At 47.5% G+C, this 16,791-nt stretch carries 10 protein-coding genes; 1 reads left to right on the top strand and 9 read right to left on the bottom strand.

Features of this window, described 5'->3' with window-relative positions; genetic code table 11:
• Positions 1-426 precede the first annotated feature (426 nt).
• The 7 genes from FS818_RS23000 to FS818_RS22970 all read right to left on the bottom strand — a co-directional run bounded on the left by FS818_RS23000 (position 427) and on the right by FS818_RS22970 (position 13,922).
• Positions 427-4,893, bottom strand: a complete 4,467-nt coding sequence (locus FS818_RS23000) for an S-layer homology domain-containing protein (protein WP_145335036.1) — start codon at positions 4,891-4,893, stop codon at positions 427-429.
• Positions 4,894-5,002: 109 nt separating this feature from the next.
• Positions 5,003-9,358: a BREX system ATP-binding domain-containing protein gene (locus FS818_RS22995; RefSeq protein WP_145335034.1), complete on the bottom strand. Its 4,356-nt coding sequence runs from the start codon at positions 9,356-9,358 to the stop codon at positions 5,003-5,005.
• 113 nt (positions 9,359-9,471) lie between these two features.
• Complete coding sequence (gene rlmH, locus FS818_RS22990) at positions 9,472-9,951, bottom strand: 23S rRNA (pseudouridine(1915)-N(3))-methyltransferase RlmH (RefSeq protein WP_062327777.1); 480 nt, start codon at positions 9,949-9,951, stop codon at positions 9,472-9,474.
• 432 nt (positions 9,952-10,383) lie between these two features.
• On the bottom strand, positions 10,384-10,584 hold the full coding sequence (locus FS818_RS29115; RefSeq protein ID WP_139168930.1) for a hypothetical protein: 201 nt from the start codon (positions 10,582-10,584) through the stop codon (positions 10,384-10,386).
• A gap of 56 nt (positions 10,585-10,640) precedes the next feature.
• The gene (locus tag FS818_RS22980; protein WP_090923561.1) at positions 10,641-10,808 is read right to left on the bottom strand and encodes a CxxH/CxxC protein; all 168 of its coding nucleotides are present in this window, start codon (positions 10,806-10,808) and stop codon (positions 10,641-10,643) included.
• A 712-nt stretch (positions 10,809-11,520) separates the two neighbouring features.
• The gene (locus FS818_RS29420) at positions 11,521-12,042 is read right to left on the bottom strand and encodes a hypothetical protein (RefSeq protein ID WP_260989949.1); all 522 of its coding nucleotides are present in this window, start codon (positions 12,040-12,042) and stop codon (positions 11,521-11,523) included.
• A gap of 602 nt (positions 12,043-12,644) precedes the next feature.
• The gene (locus FS818_RS22970) at positions 12,645-13,922 is read right to left on the bottom strand and encodes a S1C family serine protease (protein ID WP_145335032.1); all 1,278 of its coding nucleotides are present in this window, start codon (positions 13,920-13,922) and stop codon (positions 12,645-12,647) included.
• A gap of 596 nt (positions 13,923-14,518) precedes the next feature.
• On the opposite strand from FS818_RS22970, the gene FS818_RS22965 reads away from it, so the two are divergent.
• Positions 14,519-14,731 carry a hypothetical protein gene (locus tag FS818_RS22965; protein ID WP_090923564.1) on the top strand — a complete coding sequence of 71 codons (213 nt, stop codon included), beginning with the start codon at positions 14,519-14,521 and terminating at the stop codon, positions 14,729-14,731.
• Here FS818_RS22965 and FS818_RS22960 read toward each other — a convergent pair.
• Both FS818_RS22960 and yycI read right to left on the bottom strand, forming a co-directional pair.
• Positions 14,700-15,506, bottom strand: coding sequence for an MBL fold metallo-hydrolase (locus FS818_RS22960; protein ID WP_090923565.1), 807 nt, complete (start codon positions 15,504-15,506; stop codon positions 14,700-14,702). The two genes, FS818_RS22965 and FS818_RS22960, sit on opposite strands and share 32 nt — an antisense overlap.
• A gap of 6 nt (positions 15,507-15,512) precedes the next feature.
• Positions 15,513-16,256, bottom strand: coding sequence for a two-component system regulatory protein YycI (yycI, locus tag FS818_RS22955; protein ID WP_145335257.1), 744 nt, complete (start codon positions 16,254-16,256; stop codon positions 15,513-15,515).
• Positions 16,257-16,791: the final 535 nt, after the last annotated feature.

Below are 16,791 nucleotides of genomic sequence, written 5' to 3'. Positions count from 1 at the left end.
CCCAACAACGATGCTTCTTTGTAACGGTAGAATCCCGGGCCCATCTACTATTATTTCGAGAGCTTGCTCAGAGGTGATTTTTTGATTCGGATCTCCGCTGCCTCGCACCAGGCGGCAGTTCTCTAAAGGGCTTTTCCGGATCTACTTGTCTTCTTCATTACATTTGAAAGCAATATAATTAGTCCACTTTATTATTAACTAAACATTCCGTCAATATAGAAAATCTTATTTCAATTCCTTTATTTGTTCCCTAATTCAATAACGGAACAAATTCTAATTCAGACATTTAGCCCAAAGCCTACGCACATACAAATCTATTTTACACAATAAAAAGGCTGGGCGAGAAACCGTAAGGTTTTCCGTCCAGCCTTTTGGCATGTTTGTCTTGCAAGGAAGTGTGAACTCTCCCTAGTCGTCTTTATGAGATTATTCTTTATTCATATTCAAAAGCATAACAATCGCTTCAGCTCTTGTTGCTTGTTTATGAGGATTAAACGTATTCGCCCCAATTCCGTTCACGATGCCGCGTTCTTGCAGCGTGGCTACTGCGCTTTTGGCCCAGATCGGGATTATCCCGTCATCTGCGAAGAAAGTAACTGCATTCGGGTCCAGTGGCAGACCAAACGCTTTCCCCATCATCGTCGCCATCTCTGCACGCGTAATATTTGCATTCGCCCGGAAGGTACCATCGTTATAGCCGCTAATAATACCCGCTTGCACAGCTTGTGCTACCGCAGATCGTGCCCAACGCCCAATGTCTGCTTGGTCTGTGAAGGTCAGCTCCGCGCCTGCTTCCTGAACTTGCAAGGCATTCATCAGCATGACTGCAAACTCGGCACGGGTTATCGTTTTACCCGGTTTAAACGTTCCGTCACTATAGCCGTTTACGATTCCATCTTGAACCGCTTGCTTGATGTTTGCTTCAGCCCAATGCCCAGCAATATCGCTAAAGCTAATTTCCGGTTTGGCAGGGGTTACCGCCCCTTCCTCCGACACAGGAAGCCCTGTCGCCTGGTCTACAACAAGCACCGCAAACTTCGTAAAGTGATCAACCTCCGCTCTAATTGAATTTCCGCTTGTCTGACTGCCTTTCACTTCTATCCATTTTTTGTTTTCTTCATCGAAATAGAAGATTGCCACCCCTTGACCGCTCTTCACTTGACTCGCATTAAAGGTAAAGGTTAACGTTACCGGCTTGATGAAATTACCCGAAATATTTTTCAACACTTCATATACCGGGCTTGCAAGCACCTCTTTATGAATGAGAACATTTTCCGTATCCAGCCATTTTGAAATCGTTAATTTCAGTTCTTGATTGACTGCGCCTACAGGAACAGTAATCTTCAACTGATCTTCCAGACTAACCTCGCCAATTGATCCAACTGGAAGCGTTAGACTGCCGTCTGTTGACGATACTTTAGCTGGCGTTGATGGTTTTGGCGTCGGCACGATAGCTGGTGTTGACGGTGTCGGCGACGGAACGGTAGGTGTTGGTGTGATCGGTGCTGCTAGTACGGTTACCGTATAGGTCGTTTTCGTTTTTCCATCCTGCGCCGTCACAACGACCTTGCTACCTGTCAATAATGCAGTCGCAAGATCAGTCCCATTCGCCGCATACACCTCAAATGTCGCATCTGCAGATGGAGTGATAGCGGCCTTCAATGCGGCTAACGTTGTTCCGTAAGGAATGTTCGTCAGCGTTTCATTGGCCGTCCCGCCTGTGCTTACGGTTCCAATTGTAGAGGTTAACGTTGAAAGGGTGCTGACCCATTTCGCAAACAATGTCTTACTCGCCGTAATCGTAAAACGATCTGCCTCCGAATAATTTTTGCCGGATCCATCCGCTAAGGTATTCCATCCCGCAAAGGTGTAACCATTTCTGACCAAATTGCCTGTGTTTCCACTAACGCTAACCGTATCTCCTCGAACATGAGAGGTTTGGGCAATCGGCAATTCTCCACCCGTTTTACCGTTTCCGTTATAGGTAACTTGAAGCTCCGAACTCCGCAAGTAAGGATATCCATTATTAACCGCGGAATCTATTGTCCAGATCTGACCGAAATCCCAATCTGTATAACTGGCTTGCGTCTTCATCTCCGCTGTCGTTAGTGCCGTCCCTACACTCGGTTGTCCGGTTGTTTCACTTTCGTAAAAGCTATTTTTTACCGAACCGCCATACATCCCAACTAAGCCGCTTAAACTTCCTTCTCCTGTTAGGGTACTCGTTGCATAACTGTTATCGACACGAAAAACGTTTGCTCCAACTAATCCCGCTGCAACATTTTTCCCATCTACGCTTCCATGGAAGTAGCTATAAGATAGTAGTCCATTATTCGATCCTACAAGCCCACCTGTGTACAGACCGCTAATGCTTCCGATAGCAAAGCTATTTCTAATCGTACCACCTTCGTTAAAGCCGACCAACCCGCCTGCAACGTCCGCTGTTCCACTCACATTTCCCTTATAGAAGCTATCGCTAATTGCAGAGAAGTTATAACCAACCAACCCGCCTGTATACGAGCTGTCCCCCCCGCTCACACGCCCTGTGACGACCCCGCTGTTTGTGATGTTTCCATCGCTCGCTCCAACTAGTCCACCTACATAGCCTTTACTGCTGACTACATCGATATTTTCCAGAATGACATTATTGACCGTCGCGCTTCTCTCGATATAGCCGAATAACCCTGTAAAATCAGAACTTGTTGTATTTATCGTTAAATTCTTGATCGTATAACCATTGCCATCGAAGTTTCCTTCAAACGCATTGTACCAATCAGAACCGATTGGCGCCCAGCCTGCTCCTTCTGCATAGCCGCTCAAATCGATATCCGCTGTTAACTTAAAGCTCGAATCCAAGAAATCTCTAATCTTATTCAGTTCAGATGCCGTTCCAATCAGATAAGGATCTGCTACTGTTCCTGAGCCACCGGAAAATAGGAACTTTGTTGCTGGGAATGTTACCGTCACTGCACCGGAATCGGCTGAATTCGTGACAACCGTCGCACCTGCTACCGTGAAGAAATTCGCAGGTACCCCCGTTAATCCATACCCTCTCTTGGGTGTAATCGTCATCGTAGCCGTGTAAGTCTCTCCTTGTACATACCGGGAAGCCACCTCTGGAGACCAAGTCACGGATGCGGTATATTCGTTTGTATCTATTTGTCGAATTGGCTCTTCGCCCACGACTGGAACAGCTAACCCGCTGATCGCTGCCGTCTTAATTGCCGTTGCAGCGCTCATCGTCACGGTATACGTAGTCTGCGTCACTCCATCTTCAGCGGTAACAATGACTTTTATGCCCGTCACCACTTCAGTGGCTAGCGTGGTTCCATCCGATTTGTAAATCTGAAATGTAGCATTCGCCGCCGGCGTGATCGCTCCCCTCAGATCTGCCAAACTCGTACTGTATGGAACATCGGTTATGGATTCATTAGCTGTTCCGAGTTGACTTACGGTTCCGATTGTCGAGGTCAGCGTAGCCTCTGTTTTTAAGCCGATATGTTCCTCAGCTACCAATAACTCTTGCTCATAAGACGCTGGGTTCTCATCGTCGGCAAGGAATCTAACATAGATTTTATCGCCCGGTTGTACGGGAATATTATCTACATTTGTACCTGTAATACGTTGAAACGCTCCATCATTCACCTTATATTCCATCAGGCTCGTCACATTATTCAGCTTCGTTCCATACTGTGACCCTTTCTCCAACGTTGCGGTTGAAGGAGCTGCTGCTCTTACAATCTTATAGCTCTTGCTCATAATCGGGCTATCTAATTTCCCCGGATACACCGCCATCGCTTTGATCGTGACATCGTCGTTGATTACGATTGGCGTGCCTGAATCGTATAATGCACTAGATCTCGTCGGCGTCTCGCCGTTTGTCGTGTAATGAATTTCAGTATCCGCTCTCTCACCCGTAAGCGTCACTTCTGAACCTAAAGCGACAGATCCATCTGCAGGATCTGGGGAAGCCACAGGTTGAGCATTCGCAAATATTCTTAATTGAGGATATTGATGAGGGGGAACAAACCAAATCTGATCGAAATCCCAACCTGCAAATGTAGCTTGGAGCTTCATTTCTTCTGTACTTTTTCCGTTCCCTGCACCACTACTAATTCCTGTCGTGATTTGGTCGTAGTAGCTATTTATAACGAGGTTAGATCCACCATCACCTACTATTGCGCCTTGCTGCCGAGTTGCTGCTACGTTTCCTGTAGCATACGTATTTTCGATCATAACTATTGGATGCTTAAATCCGGCTATTCCACCCACCATATTATTCCCCGAAGTGGTAGCCATCGAATAGCTGTTTTTAATCGATGAATAATCGTGAAGAGCAGCTCCAGCCAATCCTCCTACAAGACTCCATCCTGATACGGTACCCGTTGTATAACTGTTAGAGATCTCTCCCTCTAAATTTCCTGCTATACCGCCAACCATCTCGTACGCTTTTATACGGACATTTTCCAGACCAATTGCCGTAACAGAACCAGTAGCCGTTATGGAACCAAAAAGTCCAACAAGAGAATTAAAAGGAAGATCTATATTCAATCCTGTAATGATATGCCCGGCACCATCCAATGACCCTGAGAAATTATCGATCGGCTGCCATGACGTACCACCGTCAAGACCATTGCCCTCCTCAAGAAACGCTGTCAGGTCAATATCATTTGCCAGTTTATAATGCTTGTCTGGATAATCGCGAATAACGTTTAGTTCCTCCGGTGAAGTAATCAGATAAGGATGCTCTACCGATCCATCACCGCCGCTAAAATCAGCCGCAAAAACCTTACCTCCTCCTGTTGTAAGCAATCCCGGCATACTGCCGATCACCATCATCATGATAAGTAAGAGCGCCGTTACCTTCCTACCTACTCGAAATCTTGTACTCATGTCGTTTTCTCCTCCATACCCCTATTGAATTCGGTCCTCAGTATAGAACCCAAGCCATAAAAAAAACACTAACCAAAGTTAGTGTTTCGAAAATATTGTAGAAAATAGCCTAATTAATGAGTTCCAACTCCTTGGCACGGGCAATTGCCTGACTTCTTCGTTTCACTCCCAGCTTGCCGTATACATTATGAATATAACTTTTGACAGTTCCTTCGGTTAATCCGAATCGATAAGCAATCTCCTTGTTCGACAATCCATCTGTCAGCGCGTACAAGATCTCTCTTTCACGATTCGTGAGTGATTCGACTACCAGCCGTGAAGCTTCCTCAGAAGTGGATGACAAATGAGCTGACGAGACGATGGGTGAATCACTCTGGACGCGTGCTTCATCCAACGATGTCACATACATCATTCGGGCAGTCATTTGCTCCAGCATGGTCCTCGTATCCGGAGTGAATACTCCAGCTATGAGACTGTTCTCCAAGTAAAGCGCGAAGGGCATTCGTCTGCTTGAGAAAAGAACAGGCATACATAGCACGGATCGGGACTGGCTACTACTAATCGTAGGATCAGCGGAATAAGAGCTGTGCAACGCATCTGCAAGTATGACCGATTCTCCTGTTTTTAGTACATATCTGACAATCGACTCCCCATACGAAGCTCCCCTGTGATCGCTCAACGAGCCTTCATTTTCAATGGCGTAAATCTCTCCGCCGCTACCTACCATACGCCCTCTTTCCGCTCCAGAATAGCGGATGGAAAGCTCCAAGAATTGATCCATTGTCCGACAATTGTCTAGTGCATCCATCCATTCCGGCTGATGCTTAAATTGCCGATTGCCCGCAGTACGCCAAGACATACCTTCAGACCTTCTTTTGATTGCACCAGACTGCTCTATGAACATCTTGTCTTTCTCCACGCCCTCATTCGAAGCTGTTTGTAATCCTGGATGGCTTGCTCTCAGTTGCACTGCCTTGACCGTGGCACCCCATCTTGAATAAGCGTCACAAGCATCAGCGATAAGCGCTTCAGCACCGTTCATGCTCTCCATCTGCCGATAGAATACAGCGGCTCGCTCACAAGAGATCGCCTCCATCAGCCCCTCTCCTGCATGGCGAGCTACTCGTATAGCCCTTTCGTATAATCGTGCAGCATCGACTCTATTGCCCTCCATCCGATAACGTTCAGCGGATAACAGCAAATAAGTAGACGAAGTCTTGCCGCCATAGCCAGACCATCGCCTCATAGCACGTAAGTGCTTACGCAGCTTCATCCGTATCTTCTTCTGCTCATGGGGTGACACTTCCGAGTACATAGCAGCAAGCGTCAAGGAATAGTACATCCTTTGTTTGCGAACATGCGGCCGCGTCTGGAGGAATGTATTCCTCTCCCCTCTATGGGCCCATTCAAGAGCTTCACGATACCGACCGAAGAGATAAGCGATTTCCAGATTACAAGTGCATGTATAATAGACCTCATTATTCACAAAATCCTTGTATGTCTCATTCAGTAATGGCGTAACGTAGTCATCGTTATGTCCAGCCTCATCTTGCATTTGTGAGATATACCATTTTGCCCTTTGGAAAATGTTCATTGTGACGCCGTCTACAAGCTGCTGTGAAGTCTTTTCATATTCTTGTATCCGTGTAGCTAATGAATACAAATTCTCGGTGAAGTTGGTGATCGTCGTCATCATTGCAATTCCAACATAGGTTAGATTAGCCGATTCCATCCCAGCCTGGATCGATTTCTCAAACTTCTTGATTCCTTCATCCGGGTTGATAATTTCGACAAGACCTTTCAGATAATACAATCGGCTTTGCAGGTCTGCGCTATCAAAGGAAGAGGCTAGACGAGATGCCTGAGCTACATATTGAGTCCCCGTGCGGAAACCTGATATTCTATAAATAACCATCCCGTAGCTGGCAAGCATAAAGGAAAACGCCTCATTGCTTCCATGCTTTAGACCATATCGTACAAATCTTGAGAATAACACAGCTGATTGCTCAATACTTAGTACATAGGCAGGAAGCGAAATCGCCATGACCAGATCTGACAATGCTTTATAGTGTGAATCCTGATTAATCGGCAAATGAGGAATATCGTTAGCCTTATTGAACAATGCGCTCTGGGTGAGCAGGATTTCCTTGATCACTAATGCTTTGGAAGGCTTGCTTGGGAACTTCCAGCCCAATTCTGCCAACGCCTGCTGCCCAATATGGACAGCTGTTTCATCCTTCTTCAGATACGAATACATGGCAATACGAATCAAATAAATACGAGAACGTTCAACCACGTTCGTTGTACAAGACATTAAGTTCGCCAGTAGTTCCTCCGCATGATCTGTATGACCACACATGTACTCACATTCGGTGATCTCCAGCATGATCCGGTAATCAAGAGAAGCTGTATTCTTCCAATCACCATTGGATAGGCGTAAAGCGATCTCATAGAAGTGAAGGGCAGATGTAAACGCGGTTGATGCCTTAGATTTCGATCCTGCCTCATAGTTAAATTCCGCAAGCTCTCTTTTCTCTGCGTCATCCTCTATTTTCTCACTGCCCAAATTCAAGTGGTGTACCCGATCAAAGATCGTAAATCCTCTTTCATTAGATAAATCATCGCGTATCACCCGGCCAATGGTCAGATGTAAGCTCGTTTTGTTTGATTCAGACATGGTCATGTAAGCTGCCTGTTGAATACGGTCATGCAAAAATCGATAACGTTCCACATCGTCTGACGCATCACTCTCATGTTCTCGAGAGATTAGTCCCTCTTCCTCTATGGCATGCAGAAGTGTGCGTACTTGCAGTAGAGGGTATCCGCTTACTAATGAAATCGTCAAGGAACAGAAACGATGTCCGATAGCTGCACCTATCGCTAACAGCTCGATTTTGGCAGGGGATAGCATACGAATACGAGCCTCAATCAAGTGGACAATGTCAGGATCCTCAGGGATTTCCATAATGACAGATGGATTCCACGCCCATGACGCTTCTACCTCATCATAATAAATCTTATTCTCCCGATATAGCTTGTCTAGCAGACGATTCAAGTATAAGGGATTGCCGCCTGTTCGGTGGTATAACACCTCCGCGAGGGCGCGAATACGGGCTGAGTTCTCATCCAGAACATCGGATACGAATTGTCTCACTTCGATATAGGATAGCGCCTCAAGATGGATATGATGCACAGATAATTGTGATTCATTGTGCAAGGCAAGCGACTCCGCCATCCATGCTGCCGCATCCACTTTATTTCCTTCGTTTTTCTTCCAGCTCTGAGCGAATTCCTCCCGAAACGCGCTGATTACTAGTAAACCAGGTCGTGCCTGATCGTGTACAAGGGTACGAAGAACATCTATCGTAGCAGGATCTGCCCATTGCAGATCATCGAGGAATATAATTAAGGGATTCTGCTTATCCACAAACACCTTGATGAATATGGGTACTATCCGGTTAAAGCGAATCGCAGCCTCTGCAGGCTGCAGCGGTTCTATCGCTGGAATGACATCGAACAGCTCAGCAGCTTCCGGTAAAAGCTGTACAATAACGGCTGCTCCCTGGCCTAAAGCCTTTGTTAATTCCTTCTTCAATTTCGCTACTTGATCCGGCGATTCGCTCCATATTTGTCGAATTAGGCTTCGAAAAGCTTCCAGTAAAGAAGAGAACGGAATGTCGCGATTCATCATGTCACATTTGCCACTAATGAACCGGCCTCCATCCCTTCTAACTACCATCTGAAGCGCTCGGACGAGTACCGTCTTGCCACTGCCTGCACTTCCGCTGACGAAAACGAACGAGGATGCACCCTTTTTAGCCTGTTCGAAAGCATCTCTTAGATCTGCCGCTTCCCTTTCACGTCCAAAGAGAGTCTGAGTAATCCGAAACCGGCTGGCCTCATCTGCACGGGCGATTTCGAAAGAGGTCACTTCTCCCTTTTCTTCCAGCAATAAAGCGCACCGCTTCAAATCACTTAATAAACCATAAGCGCTCTGATAGCGCGCCTCCGGATCCTTCGACAACAGCTTCATAATAACAGCCTCAAGCGAGTCGCTCAGATCTGAACGCCATTCACTCAGCGGCTTCGGTACAACAGCAAGGTGCGCATGTATCCATTCTTCCGCACTGTTTGCGTGAAACGGCAGACGGCCTGACAGCATTTCATAATAGAGCATACCCAGGGAATACAAATCGCTACGCCCGTCTGGGATATAATTGATTTTGCCCGTTTGTTCGGGAGACATATAGGTGTAATCCGTCAGTTGCGAATCTGTGAGAATAACGACTTCCCGATTGGACTGAATTCGGATATTCGCTGGATTTAAATTTCCACATACTTCCTTACGCTTATGAGCATGTTGCACCGACTCCGTCAGTCCTATTGCTATATGTAAGAAGGTACCGACTTCCATTAAGGCACCGTCCATCATTTCATTTAAAAGAATCCCTTCTGTAAAAACCATCCCTGTTCCCTCTCCAATCCGAACGCAGTGCTTCTTGTTATTTTATCATTATTTTTGGGATGTTAGAGCCACGAATTTATTATTAAAGGGTATTATATGACGAAGGGCTTTGCTTATTTATGATACGGTTCTCCCCGATTTATCTTCACCGCGCGATAAATCTGCTCCACCAACACCAGCCGCATTAATTGATGCGGCAAGGTCATGCGCCCGAAGCTCAAGCGCTGCTTCGCGCGGCGCAATACCTCATCGGAGAGCCCGTGGCTCCCTCCGATGACAAACACGACATGGCTCGTCCCATACGTGCCGAGCTTGTCGATCTCCATAGCCAGCTCCTCGGAACTCCAGAGCTGGCCATCCAGTGCGAGCGCAACGACGTGCGCTTCGCTCTTCACATGCGCGAGGATGCGTTCGCCCTCGCGCTCTTTTACCGCCCGTACCTCGGCTTCGCTCAGGGTATCGGGCGCTTTTTCGTCTGCGACCTCGATCATCTGAAACTTGATGTACGGGGCGAGCCGCTTGGCATACTCCTGAATGCCCAGCGTTAAATATTTTTCCTTCAATTTGCCTACGCCAATAATTTGAATCAACATGTGATCATTCCTCCTGAATCGTCCTCTTGCCATCCATCTATCTCTCTTAGATGCTTCAATCGCATCGCTCATCCATCAAAATCATTCCAAACTCTAACGATCACCACAAACCTTATTCAGCCCGAATTGCCCACTTTTAAAACCTAACGATCACAGATGACGCTATTTCGCCCAAATTGAGCATTTTTCGCTCTGTTTGCTGTGATTTTCCCAAAATAAGCTTTCTACGAATCGTTAGAATTTCAACCACGCTCATTTTGCCCAAATAAGGTTTCTCATGATCGTTACAATTCTCACCCGCTGACCACGCCTTTAATTACTGCAAAATGCCCTAACACATTCAGCTCGGCGGCTCACAGCTCATATATGCCAATGTCTGTGCCTTGCCGCTCCCACACTCATATTCTCAACGTTCTGTGCCTACCCTTTCTCTTACCACTCAAAACTCGCTAATTCTTGATTCCAGCCCATTAGATCGCCAGCCCCCATACTCCCCCCGCCACAGCCGCTCGCTCTCCCACAAATGCAAAAAGAGCGCTCAACACGCTCTCTCTGCACCTTGCTGTGATGTTCATACCGGATCGAACCAAGTCTAACGCCAGAGATACTATCTATCGCTGCTACGCCATGCACAACGACATCTCATAGCACCATCCAATAGCACCCCTAGCGGCTTGCTCTACAGTACGCTAAACGACAAGGAATTCCGCGTGCTGATCGCACTCAGCGCATTTGGCAGGCGGGTCCCAGTCGGCAAATTCCGTCTCCTTCAAATCCACGATATCTGGAGCGTCCTCATATTCATCCACAAACATGTCGATGGCAATGTCCACGTGTTCTTTGCATACAACGTACATCCGTCAAGCATCCTTTCTGTCACCAGCTATGTTCCCGATTCACAACCGCTTATCCCATTACAGGATAGCCACTTCTCAGTTCTATCACACCTGCCGCGGAAAAGAAACCCCCACCTCGTAGATCCATGCAAAAACTTGCCACTCTTGCACCGAAAAAGCATTCCGCTTTGCATGAGCAGGTATATCTTTCCCTTTCCTGTCTTATCAAACACAAAAACCAGAATTATTCCTATAGCACCTAAGATACCAATGCACATGCACACACTTAAGAATGTTACTCCGGGGGCTTCTCCGATCCTTGCTGTTCTTGCTCTATTTCACTCACGTTCTCCCGTTGCCTTCAAGCCTAGCCTTTAATCAAATCCTGCTCGCCCACTTTACCAAGGCAAACCATCGCATATTAAAAAGCACTCCCTCAACGATCCCCCACCTCAGTCAGGTATCCTTGCTGGAATGCTTCAACTTTAGTTTTAACTTCAAGCGCACATTCAAGCTTTTGCTCATATCCTTGCTTTTTCTGTCGTTGCCTTTACTCTATCCTAACCCTTGTCCCTGATCCTTACACTAAGTGTTTTACCCACCACTCTTCGTACTTGTCCATCCTTATCTGCTTTGCCTAGCGCGCGGTGTAATGAGTTTGATGTATCAAGATGCTCAGCCCCCCATGTGACCCTGCCTATCCTTAACTTGCTTCTTACCCTCAGCTCCCAGCCTACTCCAATCCCGACTGCGCCTTCGTGAGCAATTTCCCGCCTTGAAAAGCAATTACCGCGTTGCCGCCGTTGCCAGCTGTGCCTTTATAGTTGTACACGACCATGTTCTCGGCTTCACTTAGCGCTTCACCTTCACCGCCTAGAATGCTGATGACCTCTTCCACGGTCATGCCAACCTCCAGCTTCTCATACTGGGCAAACGTAATCAGTACCCCGTCTCCTTTTCCAGCAGACCCGTTGTTTCCTCCAGCTGTCGGTGTTTTGCCACCCGTCCCTTGTCCAACAACGCCAGCTGTACCAAATTCATTCAGCTTTTTCTCAAGTGCCGCAATTTTCTGCGCCTGCTCATCGCTTTTAATTCCCTGCTCGGTCAGCTTTTTCTCCAGGCCAGCAATCTTCTCCTGCAACGCGCTCGTATCTACTGATGCAGCTGGTGTGCTCTCCGATCCACATGCAGATAACAACAGCATCGATAGTGCCAACCCTGTTCCACCAAGTACCTTTTTCTTCAATAGATTCATCTCCGAATCCCTCCATTTTCAGATTAGCTAGCCAGATCACACGTTATCCAGCTGTTATTTGCAACAACGATCTATGTAAACACATTAAGAACAGTTTACCATACAGGCGAACAAATGTATCTGCGCCTTTCGCTCCAAGTCTTTCTGTCTATATAAATTGAACTAAAGATTTTACACAGTCCACTCCGATGACAGAATAACCTGGAGAGTAGCGGTTATCCCCAGATTTTTTTAATTCCCTTTTCCAAGGGGAAAATCCGGTGATAAGCGTATGCTTCCGATGTAGCTTTCTTGCAGAAAGCTTTCAGGCGAGCGCTTCGCTTTTCCAGGTTTTTTCTGTCCTCTTCGTTAACGTGTAAAAGAATAGTTCAACTTACTATAGTTGTGTCCTGCCCTACCCTTAGGTTCTACCTCATACCTCATACCCCATGAACATAAAAAGAGTGGTCAGATATTCTGATCACTCTCTATACTCTCATCTTGACCCATGATCACCTTATCAGTATGACCATGTTCCATGACATATGATCATTTGAGTGAAACAACCTGCACATGGATGCTCCACTGTCACAGCCCCTCAAACTTCATAAACTCCACAAGCCTTACTCCGGCTTATCCGTCAGCTTCACGGACACTTTCTCCGCTTTGCCATCCCGATAGAACGAAACCTCTAGCGTATCGCCGATCTTTTTCTTATCGTACAGGAATTTGCGCAGATCCAGCGTGGAGGTAATTTTTTGCCCATCGAATTCCGTAATCACATCGTTCAGCTTCATGCCTGCCTCCGATGCCGGGCCGGAAGCCTCAAGTACAACCACACCGCTATCTACATGGGATGGAAGTTTGAGGTCCTTGCGCTGATCATCATCCAGTGGAGCATACGGATTGCTCAGATCAACGGTGTAAACACCAAGATAAGGACGGGATACTTTGCCGTTCAGCAAAAGGGAATCCACTGTTTTCATCACTTCGTTCATCGGAATCGCAAAGCCAAGCCCCTCGACACCGGTATCCGAGATTTTCATCGTATTAATGCCCACGACTTTGCCGTTCAGATCAACCAGTGCTCCGCCGCTGTTGCCCTCGTTAATGGCTGCATCCGTCTGAATGACGTTTTGCTCCCAGTCGTACACCCCGTCCTGATTAATCGATACAGGCAAAATCCGATCCGTGTAACTAACGATCCCCGATGTCAGCGTACCGCCAAGACCCAGTGGGTTACCGATCGCCAGTACCGTCTGACCGCGTTGCAACTTGCTGGAATCACCGATTTCTGCCGCCGCTCCGAGTCCTTTATCGTCCGTTGACAATACCGCGATGTCGCTCACCCGGTCCTTGCCCACCAGTTTAGCTTTATGTGTTTCCCCGTCCACGGTCACGATCTCCAGATCACTGGCACCTTCCACGACGTGGTGATTGGTCATAATGTAGGCTTTGCCATCTTCTTTTTTGAAAATAACCCCGGACCCCAGCGCGGAATCTTCCATCGACAGGGTACTGCCTGTTTTATGATTCACGATGCTGACAACAGAAGGACGTACTTCTGCCGCTGCATTGATGATGCGGTCATACGGATCAGCAACCTGTGCTGTCTGTGCAGTTCCACCACCTTGACCTGCTGCATTCGCCAGAGGCAACTGCGTTGCAGGCTGGCTGATGAAGCTGAACAGCGTAACCGTCACGATGGAGCTGATCACCGAACTGATCACAGCTACCTTGACGGTAGAACTGAATTCCGAGCGTGATCTACGCGGATTGCTCCAGCGATCACGTGCGCGTTTACCGCCTCCCGGGCGGATGATCTGAAGTTTGCCTTTCTGTTCAGGTTCGGCGCGTCTTGATACCTTGGTTGAATAAAAATCGTCTCCAAACAATCCCATCGTGATCCTCTCCCCTTCGTTGTCACGCATCAAGACCCTGACTGCCGCCCAAGTTATTACATGGTAAAACGAGAGTAGTCCACGTCTCCCCATGTCTTTTTGCTTTTTAACAAAATGGTCTTGCACATCGCTACATCCCCGATCCAGACCGGGAACGAACGTATATATACAACAGGATGGCACTGCATCCGTGTGCTCTATCAATCATGCTCTCGCCTATTGCGAGATTCGAGATTCCATTTCATACGCAAAAACAGCCAAAATCATAATACTCCTTATATACTAAACACTTTATATCCCAAAAAGTTGCATAATTACGTAAATAAACGTAAATTTTCGCGATAACTCCCTTAACAATAAAGGCTCATACTATCTATCACCACAAAATGGGATATGCTAAGCGCTATTCTTTCAAATTTATTAAACTTTTTCCATCCCAACTCATTCCAGGTTCCGAGCAGTAAGCTACAGTTTCAGCATACACATCCTGCCCAGAGAATGTTAGCAGCAAAAAGAGGAATGTTTTCCACCCAGCCTGACTACAATAATAGTAAAAGAACAATTCAAAGCTTCATAGAATGAAGGAGGATTCCACAATGGAACGCACGCGAACACTCACGGCTATGGACGAAGTGCATATGGCGGCCAAGCTGGCTGATCTCAAAGAAGAGCATTACCGCAACACACTGGCACTCAGCACCATCATTGAACTGCTTATCGATAAAGGCATCCTCACACGCGAGGAAGTGGAGCGCAAAGCCGCCGAACTAGACAGCTTTATGGCTCACCCACCCTATCCCATGGTGTAGGACGATCATAATACGTATCACAGAGCTTGAACTCATGATCCCGATAAAAACAGCCACGGCTTTCCATCGCATCACGCACCGACATTTTCGCCAAATCCATCATATTATGATCCCGGCTGAGATGTGCCAGATACGTACGCTTGATGCGTCCGTTCATCAGTTCACTAAGCGCCGCACCTGCGGCTTCGTTCGACAAATGCCCGATGTCACTCAGAATCCGGCGCTTGGTGTTCCACGGATACCGCCCCATACGCAACAATTCGACATCATGATTCGCCTCCAGCACGAGCACATCCGAGTCCGAGATCGCATCGCGAACCTTGTCGCTCATATATCCGAGGTCTGTCGCCACGGACAGCTTCTCGCTGCCATCGTCGAACGTGTAACCTACCGGTTCAGCCGCATCATGCGAAATACCGAAGGACTCTACGCGCAGCGAGCCAAAATCATGCTTTTCACCCGTTTCAAATATCCGCCTGTTCTCCTCCGGAATCGCTCCGACCGACTTCTCCAAAGCCGCCCACGTATTCGTGTTTGCATAGATCGGTAAATTATATTTCCGAGACATCGCGCCTAGTCCTTTAATATGATCGGAATGTTCATGTGTCACCAGAATGCCGTCCAGTTCCGTGCCTGAAATCTCCCGTTCCAGAAACAGTGCCTCCAGCCGCTTCGCGCTAAGACCCGCATCAATCATGAGTGAAGTGCCCCCATGCTGAATGACTGTGGCATTACCTGTCGAACCGCTGGATAACACCGTAAAATATATCCCCATAACGCATTACTCCCCTGGTTTATCTGACTTGGGACTGAATACATCCCCGCTGATGCCCTGCACGTACAACACTTCGCCACTTTCCAGCACGAACCGCCATGCCGGCATCGCTACCTGTATGTCTGAATTGAACAACTGCCCGTAGTAGCCCAGCTGTATGTCTTTCACAATTGCATTGTTTGGCAAAAAGTTTTCGATCAGCGTTCCCAGCGCCTTAGGCGCCGGAAGTACCTGCTGATCGCTCTCCTCGGCGGTTGTAATCCGCACGGGAGTCTGATGATAACCCGTGATTTTCTGATCGCTGTAGAACAGCTCCAGACTCACGTTAAAGAGCGGCCATTTGCCGTCCACCAGCGGGTGGAGCACAAAAGCCCCATCTTCCGCCATCAGCTGGTCCAGCCGGTACGTGCCGATTTGCGGGATCTCCGCCTGCAGCGCATCCGCCAGCTCGCTTGGCGAGAAAATCAGCTTGCTGTCCACCGGCTCCTCCAGCTCCACTTCAATCCCCGACTTGTCCTCTTCGGTAAACTCATAGGACAACTTCGGAAGCTTCGGCGTCTCATTCGGAATCGGCGCCAGCACCTGAATGCCCTTCTCTTCCATGGCCTGCTGGGTATTATCCGCGAGCGAGGTGAAGTCCAGATTGGCTCCAGCCGTCTCCCGCGCATCCATCCAGATCTGATATCCCAGCACCAGATTCAGCAACAGAAATGCATAAATTAATACATTTTTCGCCCGTCCCCAATCCAGACCATTCACCTCCTTATTTACTTGATTGCCTCTAGGGCTTGGCTTCCACGTTCCCAACGTTGCCTAGTATCCTAATAACCCGTAGCCAGCCATACGTTTCGCCTTCTTGTTCAGTTACTTAAAGTTTCGTTACTTAAAGTTTGTTTTGGCTCGTTTTGAGTTTGTGTTTGGCTTTGTTTACCTCTATGCCCGTGGCCTCTTCAGGCTAACGATCACCACAGAGCTTATTCGCCCCATTTCAGGCTCATATTAATTCTAACGATCAGGAGAAGCCTTATTTCGCTTAAATTCAGAGTTTCCGGTCAGAATTAGCCCCATTCTGCCGAAATAGCGTCTGTGGTGATCGTTAGATCTTCAAAGCGTCATAAATCTAGCATTTAACGTCTCTGGTGATCGTTAGAATTTCACCCGCACCACTAGCTCTGGTTATCCCAGTTAGCATTACACTGAACTTCGCAAATCCTGTTGAGAGAAGGTTACTCAAATTCGAGAGAGCTTGCGACACCAGATTGTACGCTCCCCCACATTTCCAGCC

The organism is Paenibacillus xylanexedens (assembly GCF_007680605.1).
GTDB lineage: Bacteria > Bacillota > Bacilli > Paenibacillales > Paenibacillaceae > Paenibacillus > Paenibacillus xylanexedens_B.
Note: the sequence above shows the minus strand (reverse complement) of the source record. Positions and strands in the feature narration are given on the sequence as shown.